Source organism: Streptomyces sp. NPDC041068 (assembly GCF_040647455.1).
In the GTDB taxonomy this organism is placed as follows: domain Bacteria; phylum Actinomycetota; class Actinomycetes; order Streptomycetales; family Streptomycetaceae; genus Streptomyces.
In genome coordinates this window covers 33,307-48,087 of sequence record NZ_JBEZCG010000005.1, presented here as the reverse complement: position 1 = coordinate 48,087, position 14,781 = coordinate 33,307, and the positions used below count along the sequence as shown (strand labels likewise).

Here is a 14,781-nt window from a genome sequence, read left to right as displayed (position 1 = left end):
TCAGTCCTAGAGGTACGGACCTCCGGAGCGGCCCGCGATGCCGCCCTCGTCCTCCTCGTCGCCGCCGCCCACACCGGGAGGCAGCGCCCGCCGCATCTGTTCCAGCTGTGCCCGCGCCGCCATCTGCTGCGCGAACAGCGTGGTCTGGATCCCGTGGAAGAGACCCTCCAGCCAGCCGACCAACTGTGCCTGTGCGATGCGCAGTTCCGCGTCGCTCGGCGTCGTGTCGTCCGTGAAGGGCAGGGAGAGCCGCTCCAGCTCCTCGACGAGCTCGGGGGCCAGACCGTCCTCGAGCTCCTTGACCGAGCTGGCGTGGATCTCCTTGAGGCGGACCCGGCTCGCCTCGTCGAGAGGAGCCGCCCGCACCTCCTCGAGCAGCTGCTTGATCATGCTGCCGATACGCATGACCTTGGCCGGCTGTTCGACCATCTCCGTCACCGGGACCTCGCGGGAATCATCGTCTCCGCCGCCACCGAGAGCCATTCCGTCCTGGCCCACGACCAGGACCTGGGGGCTCTCCGGCGACCGTTCGTTCCTCGGCATCTCCATGCCGCCATTCTCTCGCACCCGTACATCACACATCGGTGGTGCCCCCATACGGGAGTGATCCACCCTCAACCGCGGCGCAACCGCAGACCGAGGAAGCCGAGGCCGAGCCCGATGAGAACCAGCCCGCCGCCGAACGGCAGGACCCGGGGGACGGGCAGCACGGGCCCCTCGGGCCCCGGATCCATCGCCTCGGACGCGGCGTCCCGGTACGGCACGGGCGTCGGCTCGGGCCGCGGCGGACGCGGTGACTCCGAAGGCGGCGTCGGGGGCGGGGTGGACGGCGGCAGCGGCGGAAGCAGGGGCTCGGCCCGCCCCGGCCGCTCACGCCCCACACCGGGACGGCTCCCGGCGCGGGACGTCTCGTCGACGGTGGTCACGGGGCCTCTGGGGGCCGACTCGGCGGCGTACGAGACGAGGTCGGGCACGGTGGCCGCAAGGACCGCGAGCAGGGCGGCCACCACGAGGACCAGCCGTCTCGACCGCGAAACAGTCACCGCACCGGCCCCCTCCCGCTATCGGGACACCGAGATCAGGAAAGATCACTGCACCAGTGACAAGCGTCACATGGTGAGGCATTTCCGGCATCTTGGTGGAGGGTGGGCCGAGATGCGCCCCGTAAGGGGCGCGGGGAACTGCGCTCCGTAAGGGGCGCGGGGAACTGCGCGACAAGCCACGACGAGCCCGCGGACGAGAAACCCCACGCAGCCCCCTCCGCACCGCCCTACAGAGCCAACAACACCTTGCCCATGTGACCGCTGGCCTCAAGGACCCGATGCGCCTCGGCCGCATCCCGCATGGGAACGGTCCGATCCACCACCGCCCGCACATGCCCCGCCCCGATCAAAGGCCAGACATGCTCCCGCACCGCGGCCACGATCGCGGCCTTCTCCGCGGTGGGACGGCCGCGAAGCGAGGTCGCCGTGACGGCGGCCCGCTTGTTCAGCAGCGTGGCGATGTTCAGCTCGCCCTTGATGCCGCCCTGCATGCCGATGATCGCGAGCCGCCCGTTGACGGCGAGCGCCCGCACGTTCCGCTCCAGATACTTCGCGCCCATGTTGTCGAGGATGACGTCCGCGCCCGCGCCCTCCGTGGCACGCTCGATCTCCTCGACGAAGTCCTGCTCGCGGTAGTTGATGAGGATGTCCGCCCCCAACTCCCCGCAGAACGCCAGCTTCTCCTTGCTGCCCGCGGTGACGGCGACCTTCGCGCCGACGGCCTTCGCGAGCTGGATCGCCATGGTGCCGATGCCGCTCGATCCGCCGTGCACGAGCAGCGTCTCGCCGGGGCGGAGGTGGGAAATCATGAAGACGTTGGACCAGACCGTCGAGGTCACCTCGGGCAGCGCGGCCGCCGTCACGAGGTCGACGCCCTCGGGCACCGGAAGCAGCTGGCCGACGGGCACGGCGACCTGCTCCGCGTACCCGCCGCCCGAGAGCAGCGCGCACACCTCGTCGCCGACCGCCCAGCCGGAGACGCCGGGGCCGAGCGCGGTGATGCGGCCCGAGCACTCCAGGCCGGGGTACGGGGACGCGCCGGGCGGCGGGTTGTAGAAGCCCTGCCGTTGCAGCAGATCGGCGCGGTTCACGGCGCCGGCCGCCACCTCGACGAGCACCTCGCCCTCGCCGGGCACGGGATCGGGGGCCTCGGCCCACACGAGCGCTTCGGGGCCGCCGGGTTCGGGGATCGTGATCGCATACATGCGGCCGAGGCTACTCGCGTGGGTTCGGCCCCGGGCGGTACCGGTGCGGCACCCGCCGGGTGGGGCGGGTGCCGTCAGTTCGGCGGCAGCGGCTTCGTGTCCGGGGTGACCGCCGTCTTGGGCGAGGCCCGCACGATCGTGATCAGCCGGTCCGTCAACTCCAGCTTCCCGACGGCCGGATCGTCGTACCCGAGCACCCGATGTCCTCGTACGACGCTCACGACGAGGTCGTCCGTCTCCCGGACGCCCCGCCCCACCTCGGCCTTTATGACCGGCCGTTCGACGAGGTCGAGCCCGCTGCCCTGCTGGATCAGGTCCTCCATGACCATGCCCGCGCTCGGGCTGAGCACGGAGAGACCGAGCAGCCTGCCCGCCGCGCTGGCGCTGGTGATCACCGCGTCGGCGCCGGACTGCCGCAGCAACGGGGCGTTCTCCTCCTCGCGCACCGCGGCCACGATCTTCGCCCCGCGGTTCAGCTGGCGCGCGGTGAGGGCGACCAGGACGGCGGTGTCGTCGCGCTGCGTCGCGATGATGATCTGGCGGGCCCGCTGCACCTCGGCGCGGAGCAGCACGTCGCTGCGCGTCGCATCGCCGATGACGCCCGCGAACCCCTCCGCGGTGGCCGCGTCGACGACCTTCGCGCTGGGGTCGACCACCACGATCTGCTCCGGCTTCAGGCCGGTCGCGCAGACCGTCTGGATCGCCGACCGGCCCTTGGTGCCGAAGCCGACGACGACAGTGTGTTCACGCAAGTTGGACCTCCAGCGGGACAGACGCCATTCCTCGCGCGTCCGTTCCGTGAGCACTTCGAGGGTGGTGCCGACCAGGATGATCAGGAAGAGCACGCGCAGCGGCGTGATCAGCAGGATGTTGGTGAGCCGCGCACTGTCGCTGTACGGGACGATGTCGCCGTATCCGGTGGTGGAGAGCGTCACCGTCGCGTAGTACGCCGCGTCGAGGAAGTCGACCTGCTTGTCGGAGTTGTCGTTGTAGCCGGCGCGGTCGAGCCACACGATGCAGGTCGTCAGGGCGAGCACCAGCAGGGCCATCAGCAGCCGACGGGTGACTTGCCGCAGCGGACGTACGACCTCGCGCTGAGGCAGCTTGATCCGGTGCGTCGTGTGGTGCTCGTCGGGCTGACGGGCGATGGCGTCGTGGCCGGGAAGTTTCACGTGAAACACTCCCCGCCGTCCGACAGCTCCCAGGGGAGGCCCTCGGCCAGGGCCCATGGGAGATCGAGGATCTCCAGCTCCTGTCCCTGCCGCGCGCCGCCCGGAGGCACCACCGCGAGGCCGTCGGCCGCCGCGATGCCACGCAGCATCGCCGGGCCGTTGAAGTGCAGCGGCACCGCGTCGTCACCGCGCAGCGTGACGGGCACGAGGCGGGTGTCGTAGGGATGGCCGTGCACGTCGTCCCGTACGGCCGCCGTGTACGTCGACGCGGCGCGGCGGCCGGAGAGCGTACGCAGCAGGGGCTCGGCCAGCGTGAGGAGGCCGGAGACGGCCGCCAGCGGATTGCCGGGCAGGCCGACCAGGTGCTGTCCGGGCCGGATGCGGGCCAGCAGCATGGGGTGCCCGGGGCGCACCGCGACACCGTCCACGAGCAGCTCGGCGCCGATGCGGCGCAGGGTGGGGTGGACGTGGTCGACCGGCCCCGAGGCCGTGCCGCCCGTCGTGACGATCAGGTCGGCGGTGGACGCCGTGACCGCCTCGCGGAGGGCCTCGGCGGCGTCGCCCAGGCGCCGGACGCCGGTGACCTCGGCGCCGAGCGCGCGCAGCCAGGGCGGCAGCATCGGACCGAGCGCGTCACGGATGAGGCCCTCGCGGGGGAGCCCCTCGGTCAGCAACTCGTCGCCCAGGACGAGGACTTCGGCACGGGGCCTGCGGATCGCGGAGAGCGTGTCGTACCCGGCGGCCGCGGCGAGTCCGAGCACGGCGGGCGTCACCACCGCGCCGGGCGGGAGCAGACGGTCGCCGGAGCGGCACTCCTGGCCGCGCGGGCGGATGTCCTGGCCGGTCACCATCTCGCGCAGGGCGTGCAGCCTGCCCTTGTCGTCGATGCGGCCGTGCTCGCTGCGCAGGACGGCGGTGGCGTCGTGCGGGATGCGGGCGCCCGTGGCGATGCGCACGGCCTCTCCGTCGATGAGCGCGTCCGGACGGGCGTGCCCGGCGAGGATGCCGTCGGCGCGTACGTCCCAGGGGCCCGGGCCCGCGACGACCCAGCCGTCCATCGCCGAGGTGTCGAAGGACGGCAGGTCGGTGAAGGCGGTGAGCGGTGCCGCCAGGATCAGGCCGAGGGCCCGCTCCAGGGGGACGGGGGCGGGCTCGGCGCCGGGCCCGGGAGCGGCCTGTGCCGCGCGGGCGCGGGCGGCGGGCCAGGGGGTGATGTCGCGGTGCCTGTCCTCGCCTGCGGCGATGGCGTGCTCCTGCGCTGGCTGCGGGGTGGACGGGGGTGCGGCGCTGTGCGGTAGCGCGGCGCCGTTCAGGGGTGCGGCGCTGTGCGGTAGCGCGGCGCCGTACGGTGGCGCGGCTCCACTCGGGGTCGAGGCTCCACTCGGGGTCGAGGCTCCACTCGGGGTCGAGGCGCCGTTCGGAGCCGAGGCGCCGTTCGGAGCCGAGGCCGTGGCGGTGGCCGTAGCGGTGGCCGTGGTCTGCGCCGATGTCGGCCCCTGGGCCGATACCGCTGCCGGGCGAGGGTCGGCGTCGCGCCTGTCGCGGGGGTCGTTCACCAGGGCGAGCGCCTCGTCGATCTCGGCCTCCGGCACGGGCTGCCCGGTCATCGTGCGTCCGGCTCGGCCCCGGCGGCGGCGTCAGGCCCCACGATCGGCTTCGGTTCCTGGGGCGCCTCGGGGGCCTGGGTCACCTTGGGGGCCTGGGTCACCTCGGGGTTCTGGGGCGCCTCGGAGGCCTGGGTCACCTTGGGGGCCTGGGTCACCTCGGGGTTCTGGGGCGCCTCGGAGGCCTGGGTCACCTTGGGGTCCTGTTGGTCCTCGTCCGCCCAGCGGGCCGCGAGCGTCGCGGCCTTGCGCGCCGCCTCCGCCACCGCTTCGGCCCCGCCTGCCGCCCCGCCCCGGGCCGCGGCCTGCGCGGCCGCGTACCCGACGAGGAACGTGGTCAGCGGCGCCGCGGGCCTGGCCACGCCGTGCGCGGCGTCGCGGGCGAGGTCGAGGAGGGTGCCGGTATCGACGTCGAGTTCGATGCCCAGCTCGTCCTTGACTGCGGAAATCCATTCATCCAACACGTGCCCATGCTCCCTGATGCGCGCCCGAGCGGCGGCGATGTCGTCCCAGGTGTCGCAGTCGAAGGCCGCGAGGGGGTCGGTGACCCTGGTGAGGTCGAGCCGCGCGGTGAGCAGCCGCAACGGAAGCCCGGCAAGCCCACGGCGCTCCGCCCCGCCCTGTTCCGTCCAGCCCTGTTCCGCCCTGCCCTGCTCCGCCCCGCCCTGCTCCGCCCCGGCGAGCCCACGGCCCTCCGCCCCGGCGTGCCCGCACCCGGCGGTCCCCTCCCGCCCGGCCGCGAGCAACGATGCGATCTCCCGTCGGAGCGACGCGCTCCGATAGGCCGCGACCAGCGGCTGGTCGCGGCCTTCGGGGTCGGTGAGGACCGCCCCGTCCGCGTCGCTCTCGCGCAGGGCGGTGAGCAGACGGCCGACGGTCCGGTCGCCCAGGAAGGGCAGATCGGCGGAGAGCACCACCACCAGTTCGGCTCCCGTGCGCCGCAGCCCGGCATCGAGCGCGGCGAGCGGCCCGCCGCCCGCGGGCTCCTCGCGGGCCCACACCACGGGCCGCGAGGTCGGCCTCGGATCGGCGACGACGACCGTGGTCCCGGCGCCCGAACACGCCGCGAGGACCCGGTCGATCAGGGCCCTGCCGCCCACACGCACCCCGGGTTTGTCGGCGCCGCCGAGCCGTGCGGCGCCTCCCCCGGCGAGCACGACGGCGTCGTACCGGCCACCTTCGTTCGCGGTCATCCCCCGAGTATGGGCATACGGAGGATCATTGCCACCCCCGCGAAGGGCCCTTCGGGCAAGGGACTTACGTCACGTCCGGCGACTCACACCGACCTCAGCAGCACCGCCGGCCGCTCCACGCAGTCCGCTACATAGCGCAGGAAGCCGCCCGCCGTGCCGCCGTCGCACACCCGGTGGTCGAAGGTGAGCGACAGCTGGACCACGTGCCGCACCGCCAACTCCCCTTCGTGGACCCACGGCTTGGGGATGATCCGCCCGACGCCGAGCATGGCCGCCTCGGGGTGGTTGATGATCGGCGTGGAGCCGTCGACCCCGAACACCCCGTAATTGTTGAGCGTGAAGGTCCCTCCGGTGAGCTCACCGGGGGTCAGCGTCCCGGCCCGCGCCTCCTCCGTGAGCCGGATCAGCTCGGCGTTGATCGAGTCGGTCGTACGCGACTGGGAGTGCCGCACCACCGGCACGACAAGGCCGCGGTCGGTCTGCGCCGCGAAGCCCAGGTGGATGTCGGCGAACCGGCGTACCTCGCGCGCCTCCATGTCCACGCTGGAGTTGAGCATCGGGAAGCGCTGCAGCGCGGCCACGCTGATGCGGGCGAACAGCGCGAGCAGCGAGACCTTCTGGCCGTCGCGCTCGGTCATCGCCGCATTCATGGCCCTGCGGGCGGCGAGCAGTTCGGTCGCGTCGGCGTCGACCCAGCAGGTGGCCTCCGGTATCTCGCGCCGGCTGCGGGACATCTTGTCCGCGACCAGGCCCCTGATACCGGTCAGCGGGTGCCGGGACTCGATGCCCGCGCGCGTGGGCTCCTGTCCGGCCGCCACCTGGCGTCGTTCCTCGGCCTGTCCCGCGCGGATCAGCTCGTCGTCCTCGCGGACGGCCTCCTTGATCGCTCGCGTGTGCTCCGTGGCCCTCGTGCCCGCCCGGCCCGCCGCGACGGCCGACTCGACGTCCGCCCGCGTGATCAGCCCGTCCGGACCCGAGCCCGTGAGACCGCGCAGATCCACGCCGTTCTCCCGCGCCAGCTTGCGTACGAGAGGGGAGATCACCGGAACCGGGCCGTCCGCGCGCACGGGCGGCTCTTCCGGACGCTCCTCCCTCGGCGGTTCCGCCGCAGCGATCGGCGCGGTGGGGCGAGCAGGGGCAGTGGTACCAGTGGGGCTGGTCGAGCTGGTGGGGCTGGTCGAGCCGGTCGAGTTGGTGGGGCTGGTCGAGCCGGTCGAGCCGGTCGAGCTGGTGGGGCTGGTCGAGCTCGTGGGTCGCACCCTCCTGCGGCGTGCGGGAGCCGCCGCCGTTCCGTACCCGACCAGGACGTTGCCGGAGGACTCCTCCGCGGCCGTCCGCAGGGCCCGCTCGGCAGGCTCCTCCGGGGCCCCGGCCGTCTCCGCCGCGGCGCCCACGGCGACCGTCAACAGCGGCGCACCCACGGGCAGTTCCTCGCCCTCCCCGCCGAAGCGGGCCGTCACCACGCCGCCGTAGGGACACGGCACCTCGACCATCGCCTTGGCCGTCTCGACCTCGACGACCGGCTGGTCCACGGCGACGATGTCACCGACCTGGACCAGCCAACGGACGATCTCCGCCTCCGTCAGTCCCTCCCCGAGGTCGGGCAGTTTGAATTCGAGACTGTTCACATCAAAACCGGGGGCCATCAGCTCTCCGCCTCCCACTGCAGCCGCGCGACCGCGTCCAGGATCCGGTCCACGCCCGGTAGATGGTGCTTCTCCAGCATCGGCGGCGGATACGGGATGTCGAACCCCGCGACCCGCAGCACCGGCGCCTCCAGGTGGTGGAAGCACCGCTCGGTGACCCGCGCGGCGATCTCTCCGCCGGGGCCGCCGAAGCCGCCCGACTCGTGCACGACGACCGCGCGGCCCGTCCGCCGCACCGACGCCGCGACCGTCTCGTCGTCGAAGGGCACCAGCGAGCGCAGGTCGACCACTTCGAGGTCCCAGCCCTCCGCGCGGGCGGCCTCGGCGGCCTCCAGGCAGACGGGCACGGACGGGCCGTACGTGATGAGCGTGGCGCTGCGTCCCGCGCGCCGCACCACCGCGCGGCCTATCGGTTCAACGGTCGCCGGAGCGTCCGGGTTCCAGGCGGCCTTGGACCAGTACAGGCGCTTCGGCTCCAGGAAGACGACCGGGTCGTCGGAGGCGATGGAGGCCCGCAGCAGGCCGTACGCGTCGTCGACCGTGGCGGGCGTGACGACGTGGAGACCCGGGGTCGCCATGTAGTACGCCTCGGAGGAGTCGCTGTGGTGCTCGACGCCGCCGATGCCGCCGCCGTAGGGCACGCGGACGGTGAGGGGCAGCGGCATCGCGCCCCTGGTGCGGTTCCGCATCCGCGCCACGTGCGAGATCAGCTGCTCAAAGGCGGGGTAGGCGAAGGCGTCGAACTGCATCTCGACGACCGGTCGCAGGCCGTACATCGCCATGCCCACCGCTGTGCCGAGGATGCCCGCCTCGGCCAGCGGTGTGTCCGTACAGCGGTCCTCGCCGAACTCCTTGGCGAGTCCGTCGGTGACCCGGAAGACACCGCCGAGCGCGCCGACGTCCTCGCCGAGGACGTGCACGGAGGGGTCCTCCGCCATGGAGTCGCGCAACGCTCGCCCGAGCGCCTGCGCCATGGTGGCCGGCTTGGTGACCGGCTTCGCCGCGACCGTGGTCATCGCGCTTCCTCCTCCGCCTCTTCCGAGGCCACTTCCAGCTCGGCGCGCAACTGCGCCGCCTGCTCCCGCAGTTGGGAGGTCTGCTCGGCGTACACGTGCGTGAAGAGGTCCATGGGGTCGAGCAGCGGGTCCTGGTTCATGCGCTCGCGCAGGTCGGCGGCCATGGCCTCGGCCTCGTCGGTCGCCTGCCGCCTGATGTCGTCGTCCAGGAGTCCGCGCTCCGTCAACTCCCGCTCCAGGAGCAGGATCGGGTCGTGATCACGCCAGGCCTCGACCTCGGCGTCGTGGCGGTAGCGCGTGGCGTCGTCGGCGTTCGTGTGGGCTTCCATGCGGTACGTGACGGCCTCGACGAGGGTCGGGCCACCGCCCTCCCGCGCGCGGGAGACCGCTTCGCCGAGGACCTCGTGCATCGCGAGCGCGTCGTTGCCGTCCACCAGGCGTCCCGGCATGCCGTACCCGACGGCCTTGTGGGCCAGGGACGGGGCGGCCGTCTGCTTGGCGAGCGGCACGGAGATCGCGAAGCCGTTGTTCTGCACGAGGAAGACCACGGGGGCCTGCCACACGGCGGCGAAGTTCAGCGCCTCGTGGAAGTCGCCCTCGCTGGTGCCGCCGTCGCCGACCATGGCGAGCGCGACCACGTCGTCGCCCTTGAGGCGGGCGGCGTGCGCGAGGCCCACGGCGTGCGGAAGTTGGGTCGCGAGCGGTGTGCACAAGGGCGCCGTGCGGTGCTCACGCGGGTCGTACCCGGTGTGCCAGTCGCCGCGCAGCAGCGTCAGGGCGCTCACGGGGTCGAGGCCGCGGGCGACCACGGCGAGCGTGTCGCGGTAGCTGGGAAAGAGCCAGTCCCGCTCCTCCAGGGCGAGGGCGGCGGCGATCTCGCACGCCTCCTGCCCGGTGCTGGACGGGTAGACCGCGAGCCTGCCCTGCTTGGTCAGCGCGGTCGCCTGGGTGTTGTAGCGGCGACCGCGCACCAGCTCCGCGTACAGGCGGTGGAGCAGCCCCGGATCGGCCTTGTCCGCGGCCTCGGTCCCAAGGACGCGGTACGGCTCCGCGTCCGGAAGGAGCGGCGCGGGGTCGATCCTGGGCTGCCAAGCGGGGGGCGGAGAGGGCCGGTAGGCGCCCCGCTGCTCCATGACCGTCATGACGGCACCTCCTGGGGGGAAGCGGTCTCCTCGTGGGAGCGACAAAAGAGGCGCGGCGATGTGATGCGCCTCACCAACCGATTGTTCGGTCGTCGGCACATTTTGGCTACAGGCACCTCCAGGCTGTGGACAAACGGTTCTGCACAGCCTGGGATGGATGCAGTACGTCCATGGTAGGGAGGCGGGGGGACATGGCATCTGAACGAATGGCCGACCGGCACGACAGCGACCGCCCGGAACCCCGGTCGGAGACGCGCCCCGAGCCCCGTCCCGAGCCCAGGCCCCTGGACGCCATCGACCGCGACATCCTGCAGATCCTGCACACGGACGGTCGCGCGTCGATACGCTCCGTGGCCGAACGCGTCCACGTGTCACGGGCCAACGCGTACGCGCGCATCAACCGCCTGATCGACGACGGCGTCATCCGGGGCTTCGGAGCGCGGATCAACCACGAGCGCGCCGGGCAGGGCGCGTCCGCGTACATCACGCTCAAGATCGTTCAGAACACCTGGCGTACGGTGCGCGAGCATCTGCGCGCACTCCCCGGTGCGTCCCACATCGCGCTGGTCAGCGGCGACTTCGACGTACTGCTCCTGGTGCACACGCCGGACAACCGCGCCCTGCGCGAACTGGTGCTCACCCGGCTGCAGTCCATCCCCGAAGTACTCAGCACGCGTACGTTGCTGGTCTTCGAGGAGGACGACATGGAGCCGGAGAGCTGACTCCCCGGCCAGGGCATGCGCTTCCGCGCGGCTGGTTCAGCGTTCGGCGCGCAGCCCTGCGAAGGCCAACTGCACGACCGCGTCGGCGATTTGTGCGCCGTTGGCGGCACCGCGGCTCTCCGGCCGGTACCACTCGACGATGGAATTGATCATTCCGAAGAGCAGCCGGGTGGCCAGGCGCAGTTCGACGTCGGAGCGCAGATCGCCGTCCGCGACGGCCTCCTTCAGCAGCTCGGCCACCTGCTGGTCGAACTCCCTGCGCCGCTCCATGGCCCAGCGCTCGGTGTCCGTGTTGCCGCGCACCCGCAGCAGCAGCGTCACATAGGGCAGTTCGGCGACCAGGACCTCCACCGTGCGGCGCGTGACGTGCTCCAGGCGCTGCACCGCACTGCCCACGCGCGCGTGCTCCTCGGCGAGGATCCCGAAGAGGCCGTCGAGCGCCCGGCTCACGGCACGGCGCAGCAGCTCCTCCTTGCCCGTCACGTGGTGGTAGATCGAGGACTTGGAGATGCCGGCCGCCTTGGAGAGGTGCTCCATGGACGTGCCGTCGTAGCCCCGCTCGTTGAAGACCCTGACGGCCACGCCGAGCAGTGTCTCCGGGGTGTACGTGTCCCGCCGGGCGGTGGTCATGAGTACTCCTCTCGCACGGCCTGGCGCCGCAGGGCCTGGGAGGGCGCGTAACGCCCTGTGGGGTACTCGTCGTGCAGGAGGTCCAGCGCCTCCGCCACGCGGTACGCGGTGAGCCGACGGCCCCATTCGATCGGTCCGAGCGGGTAGTTGACGCCGAGCCGCATGGCGGTGTCGACGTCCTCGGCCCGCGCCACCTCGCGCCCCACGGCGTCGTGGGCGAAGTCGACGAGCATCCACACCGTGCGGGCCACGATCATCCCCGGGGTGTGCCCGATGACGCTGACTTTCTTGCCGAGCGCCTGGAAGAGGCCGATCGCCTCCTTCAGGCCCTGCTCGCTCACCCTGCTCGACGGCGCCAGGGCGATGCGGGTCGCGGCCCGGTAGTCCAGCGCGAGGTCGAAGTGGATCGTGGGCTCCGTATCGGTGTCGGCGGCCGAGCCGTCGGCCAGGGCGAGCCGTGTGCCGCTGGGGAGTTCGATGTGGCCCGGGGAGCTCGGGACTCCCGGGCCACGCTTGATCCGAATGCCCGCCGACCTGATGAGGTCGACGAGCGCGTCCGCCGGGAAGAGGTCGCCGTCGACGACGACGGACTCCGGGGCCTTCGCGGCATCCGCGGTGTGCGGCTCCGCGCGCGGGGCGTCGTCCCCGTACGCGTACCAGCCCTGTCCCGACTTGCGGCCGAGGCGGCGCGACTCGACGAGGCGGCGCTGCGCGAGCGAGGGCGTGAACTTGGGGTCCTGGAAGAAGGAGTCCCACACGGAGCGTGTGACCGCTTCGTTGACGTCCTGGCCGATGAGGTCGGTGAGCTCGAAGGGGCCCATCTTGAAGCCGCCGCACTCGCGCAGGACGGCGTCGATCGTGGCGGGGTCGGCGACCCGCTCCTCGTACAGGCGCAGGGCCTCGGCGTAGAAGGGCCGCGCGACGCGGTTGACGACGAAGCCGGGGGTGTCCGCGCAGCGCACCGGGGTCTTGCCCCAGGCCTTCGCGGTCTCGTACGCGCGCGTGGCGGCCGACCCGTCCGTCGCGAAGCCGCTGACGACCTCGACGAGGGGGAGCAGCGGCGCGGGGTTGAAGAAGTGCAGGCCGACGAAACGCCCCGGCTCGCGCAGCGCGCCCGCGATGGCGGTCACGGACAGGGACGAGGTGTTGGTCGCCAGCAGACAGTCCTCGGACACGACATCTTCGAGGTCTTGGAACAGCCGCTGTTTGACGTCCAGTTGCTCCAGGACCGCCTCGACGACGAGACCGCAGTCGGCGAGTTCCGCGAGGCTCGCGGCCGCCGTGAGCCTGCCGTCGGCGGCGGCGCGGTCCTCGGCCGAGAGCCTGCCCTTCTCGACGAGCCGGTCCAGCCGGGCCCCGATCGCGTCGGCCGCCGCCTTCGCGCGGTCGGGCGCGGCGTCGTACAGCCGCACGGGGTGGCCCGCGACCAGGGCGACCTGCGCGATGCCCTGCCCCATGGTTCCGGTACCGACCACGGCAACGGCGCTGGTGAGCTCGAGTGCTGTCATGCTCGCGATCCTCCCGCACGGCCTTCGGCCGGGGGTTTCGGGGGTGGCCGTGGAGAAGTTGTCCACAGGTTTGGCAGACCCTCTTGTCCCGACCGATCGTTCGGTTACTCTAGCTCTGTCTGCACGTCCCTGCCCACCGTCCCTGCCCAGTTCGCCAGCTCGACGAAGAGCTGACCGACGAGGAGTTGGTCCGTCATGGCCGCCGAACTCACCGCGCACGACCTCATCGCCAAGCACCGGCCCACCCTCGACCAGGCGCTGGAGACCATCCGCACGCGCGCGTACTGGTCCCCGCACCCCGAACACCCCAAGGCGTACGGCGAGGACGGCAGTCTGAGCCTGCCCGAGGGCAAGGCCGCCTTCGACGCCCTCCAGGGCACCCGCTTCGACCTCGACCAGCCCGGCACGGACGACTGGGTGGGCGGCGAAGTGTCGCCGTACGGACCCGAGTTGGGGATCACGTACCCCCACCCGGACATCGACACCCTGCTGCCCGCCATGCGCGCCGGGATGCGCGCCTGGCGCGACGCGGGCGCGGAAGCGCGCGCGATGGTCTGTCTGGAGATCCTGTCGCGGATCAGCGCCCGCACGCACGAGTTCGCGCACGCGGTCATGCACACCAGCGGCCAGGCCTTCATGATGGCCTTCCAGGCGGGCGGCCCGCACGCCCAGGACCGCGGCCTGGAAGCGGTCGCGTATGCGTACGTCGAGCAGTCCCGCACCCCCGACGCCGCCGAGTGGACCAAGCCCCAGGGCAAGCGCGACCCCCTCCCGATGAACAAGCGGTTCACGCCCGTCGCGCGCGGCATCTCCCTGATGATCGGCTGCAACACCTTCCCGACGTGGAACGGCTACCCCGGCCTGTTCGCCTCGCTCGCCACCGGCAACCCCGTCCTGGTCAAGCCCCACCCGCGCGCGGTGCTGCCCCTCGCGCTCACGGTCCGCATCGCCCGCGAGGTCCTCGCCGATGCGGGCTTCGACCCGAACCTCGTCTGCCTGGCGGCCGAACGGCCCGGAGAGGGCATCGCCAAGACCCTCGCGGTGCGCCCCGAGATCAAGCTGATCGACTACACCGGATCGACGGCGTTCGGCGACTGGCTGGAGGCCAACGCCCGCCAGGCGCAGGTCTACACGGAGAAGGCCGGGGTCAACACGGTCGTCGTGGAGTCGACGGACAACTACAAGGGAATGCTGGCCAACCTCGCCTTCTCCCTGTCCCTCTACAGCGGCCAGATGTGCACCACCCCGCAGAACCTCCTGATCCCGCGCGAGGGCATCGCGACGGACGCGGGCGCCAAGTCGTACGACGACGTGGTGTCCGACCTCGCGGCCTCCGTGAACGGCCTGCTCGGCGACGACGCCCGGGCGAACGGCATCCTCGGCGCGCTGGTCAACCCGGACGTGAAGGCCCGCCTGGAGGCGGCCGCCGGGCTCGGCGAAGTCGCCCTGGCCTCACGGGAGATCGCCAACCCCGAGTTCCCGGACGCCGTGGTCCGCACCCCGGTGATCGTCAAGCTGGACGGCGCGAAGCCCGACGCCGAGGCGGCCTACCTCAGCGAGTGCTTCGGCCCGGTCTCCTTCGCGGTCGCCGTCGACTCGGCGGCGGACGCGGTGGAGCTGCTGCGCCGCACGGTGCGCGACAAGGGAGCGATGACCGTCGGGGCGTACACCACGTCGGACGAGCTCTCCGCCGCCGTCGAGGAGACCTGCCTCGAGGAGTGCGCCCAGCTGTCCCTGAACCTCACGGGCGGCGTCTATGTGAACCAGACGGCGGCGTTCTCCGACTTCCACGGCTCGGGCGGCAACCCCGCGGCGAACGCCGCGCTGTGCGACGGCGCGTTCGTGGCCAACCGCTTCCGCGTGGTGGAGATCCGCAGGGACGCCTGACGCCCCGACGTCC

Annotated in this window: 13 protein-coding genes; 2 read left to right on the top strand and 11 right to left on the bottom strand. The window is 72.3% G+C overall.

The features are described 5' to 3' along the window. Window positions 1-6: 6 nt before the first annotated feature. From AB0B50_RS12650 to pdhA, 9 genes are all read right to left on the bottom strand, one after another. The gene (locus AB0B50_RS12650) at window positions 7-549 is read right to left on the bottom strand and encodes a bacterial proteasome activator family protein (RefSeq protein WP_362329291.1); all 543 of its coding nucleotides are present in this window, start codon (window positions 547-549) and stop codon (window positions 7-9) included. A gap of 65 nt (window positions 550-614) precedes the next feature. After that, on the bottom strand, window positions 615-1,043 hold the full coding sequence (locus AB0B50_RS12645; protein WP_362329288.1) for a hypothetical protein: 429 nt from the start codon (window positions 1,041-1,043) through the stop codon (window positions 615-617). A 227-nt stretch (window positions 1,044-1,270) separates the two neighbouring features. Then, on the bottom strand, window positions 1,271-2,248 hold the full coding sequence (locus AB0B50_RS12640; protein WP_362329285.1) for an NAD(P)H-quinone oxidoreductase: 978 nt from the start codon (window positions 2,246-2,248) through the stop codon (window positions 1,271-1,273). Window positions 2,249-2,322: 74 nt separating this feature from the next. Next, the gene (locus AB0B50_RS12635) at window positions 2,323-3,429 is read right to left on the bottom strand and encodes a potassium channel family protein (RefSeq protein WP_362329283.1); all 1,107 of its coding nucleotides are present in this window, start codon (window positions 3,427-3,429) and stop codon (window positions 2,323-2,325) included. Continuing rightward, a complete protein-coding gene (locus AB0B50_RS12630) occupies window positions 3,417-5,027 on the bottom strand; it encodes a molybdopterin-binding protein (protein ID WP_362329280.1) in 1,611 nt (536 codons plus the stop codon). Before AB0B50_RS12630 ends, AB0B50_RS12635 begins: the two co-directional genes overlap by 13 nt. Further along, window positions 5,024-6,217 carry an NTP transferase domain-containing protein gene (locus AB0B50_RS12625; protein ID WP_362329277.1) on the bottom strand — a complete coding sequence of 398 codons (1,194 nt, stop codon included), beginning with the start codon at window positions 6,215-6,217 and terminating at the stop codon, window positions 5,024-5,026. The genes AB0B50_RS12630 and AB0B50_RS12625 overlap by 4 nt, the downstream gene beginning before the upstream one ends. 83 nt (window positions 6,218-6,300) lie before the next feature. Next, a complete protein-coding gene (locus AB0B50_RS12620; protein ID WP_362329274.1) occupies window positions 6,301-7,863 on the bottom strand; it encodes a dihydrolipoamide acetyltransferase family protein in 1,563 nt (520 codons plus the stop codon). After that, window positions 7,863-8,879: an alpha-ketoacid dehydrogenase subunit beta gene (locus AB0B50_RS12615; RefSeq protein ID WP_362329271.1), complete on the bottom strand. Its 1,017-nt coding sequence runs from the start codon at window positions 8,877-8,879 to the stop codon at window positions 7,863-7,865. Before AB0B50_RS12615 ends, AB0B50_RS12620 begins: the two co-directional genes overlap by 1 nt. Further along, window positions 8,876-10,021 (bottom strand): pyruvate dehydrogenase (acetyl-transferring) E1 component subunit alpha, encoded by a 1,146-nt coding sequence (gene pdhA / locus AB0B50_RS12610; protein ID WP_362329268.1) that lies wholly within the window; start codon window positions 10,019-10,021, stop codon window positions 8,876-8,878. Before pdhA ends, AB0B50_RS12615 begins: the two co-directional genes overlap by 4 nt. A 206-nt stretch (window positions 10,022-10,227) precedes the next feature. Here pdhA and AB0B50_RS12605 point away from each other — a divergent pair, with 206 nt between their 5' ends. Next, entirely contained in the window at window positions 10,228-10,743 is a 516-nt protein-coding gene (locus tag AB0B50_RS12605; protein ID WP_362330386.1) for an Lrp/AsnC family transcriptional regulator, read from the top strand. Between the two features lie 36 nt (window positions 10,744-10,779). On the opposite strand, the gene AB0B50_RS12600 is transcribed toward AB0B50_RS12605, so the two are convergent. Together AB0B50_RS12600 and AB0B50_RS12595 are read right to left on the bottom strand one after the other, a co-directional pair. Next, window positions 10,780-11,373 carry a TetR/AcrR family transcriptional regulator gene (locus AB0B50_RS12600; RefSeq protein ID WP_362329266.1) on the bottom strand — a complete coding sequence of 198 codons (594 nt, stop codon included), beginning with the start codon at window positions 11,371-11,373 and terminating at the stop codon, window positions 10,780-10,782. Continuing rightward, the gene (locus AB0B50_RS12595; RefSeq protein WP_362329262.1) at window positions 11,370-12,881 is read right to left on the bottom strand and encodes a 3-hydroxyacyl-CoA dehydrogenase; all 1,512 of its coding nucleotides are present in this window, start codon (window positions 12,879-12,881) and stop codon (window positions 11,370-11,372) included. The genes AB0B50_RS12600 and AB0B50_RS12595 overlap by 4 nt, the downstream gene beginning before the upstream one ends. A 195-nt stretch (window positions 12,882-13,076) precedes the next feature. Here AB0B50_RS12595 and paaN point away from each other — a divergent pair, with 195 nt between their 5' ends. Then, window positions 13,077-14,768: a phenylacetic acid degradation protein PaaN gene (paaN, locus tag AB0B50_RS12590; protein ID WP_362329259.1), complete on the top strand. Its 1,692-nt coding sequence runs from the start codon at window positions 13,077-13,079 to the stop codon at window positions 14,766-14,768. Window positions 14,769-14,781 lie beyond the last annotated feature (13 nt).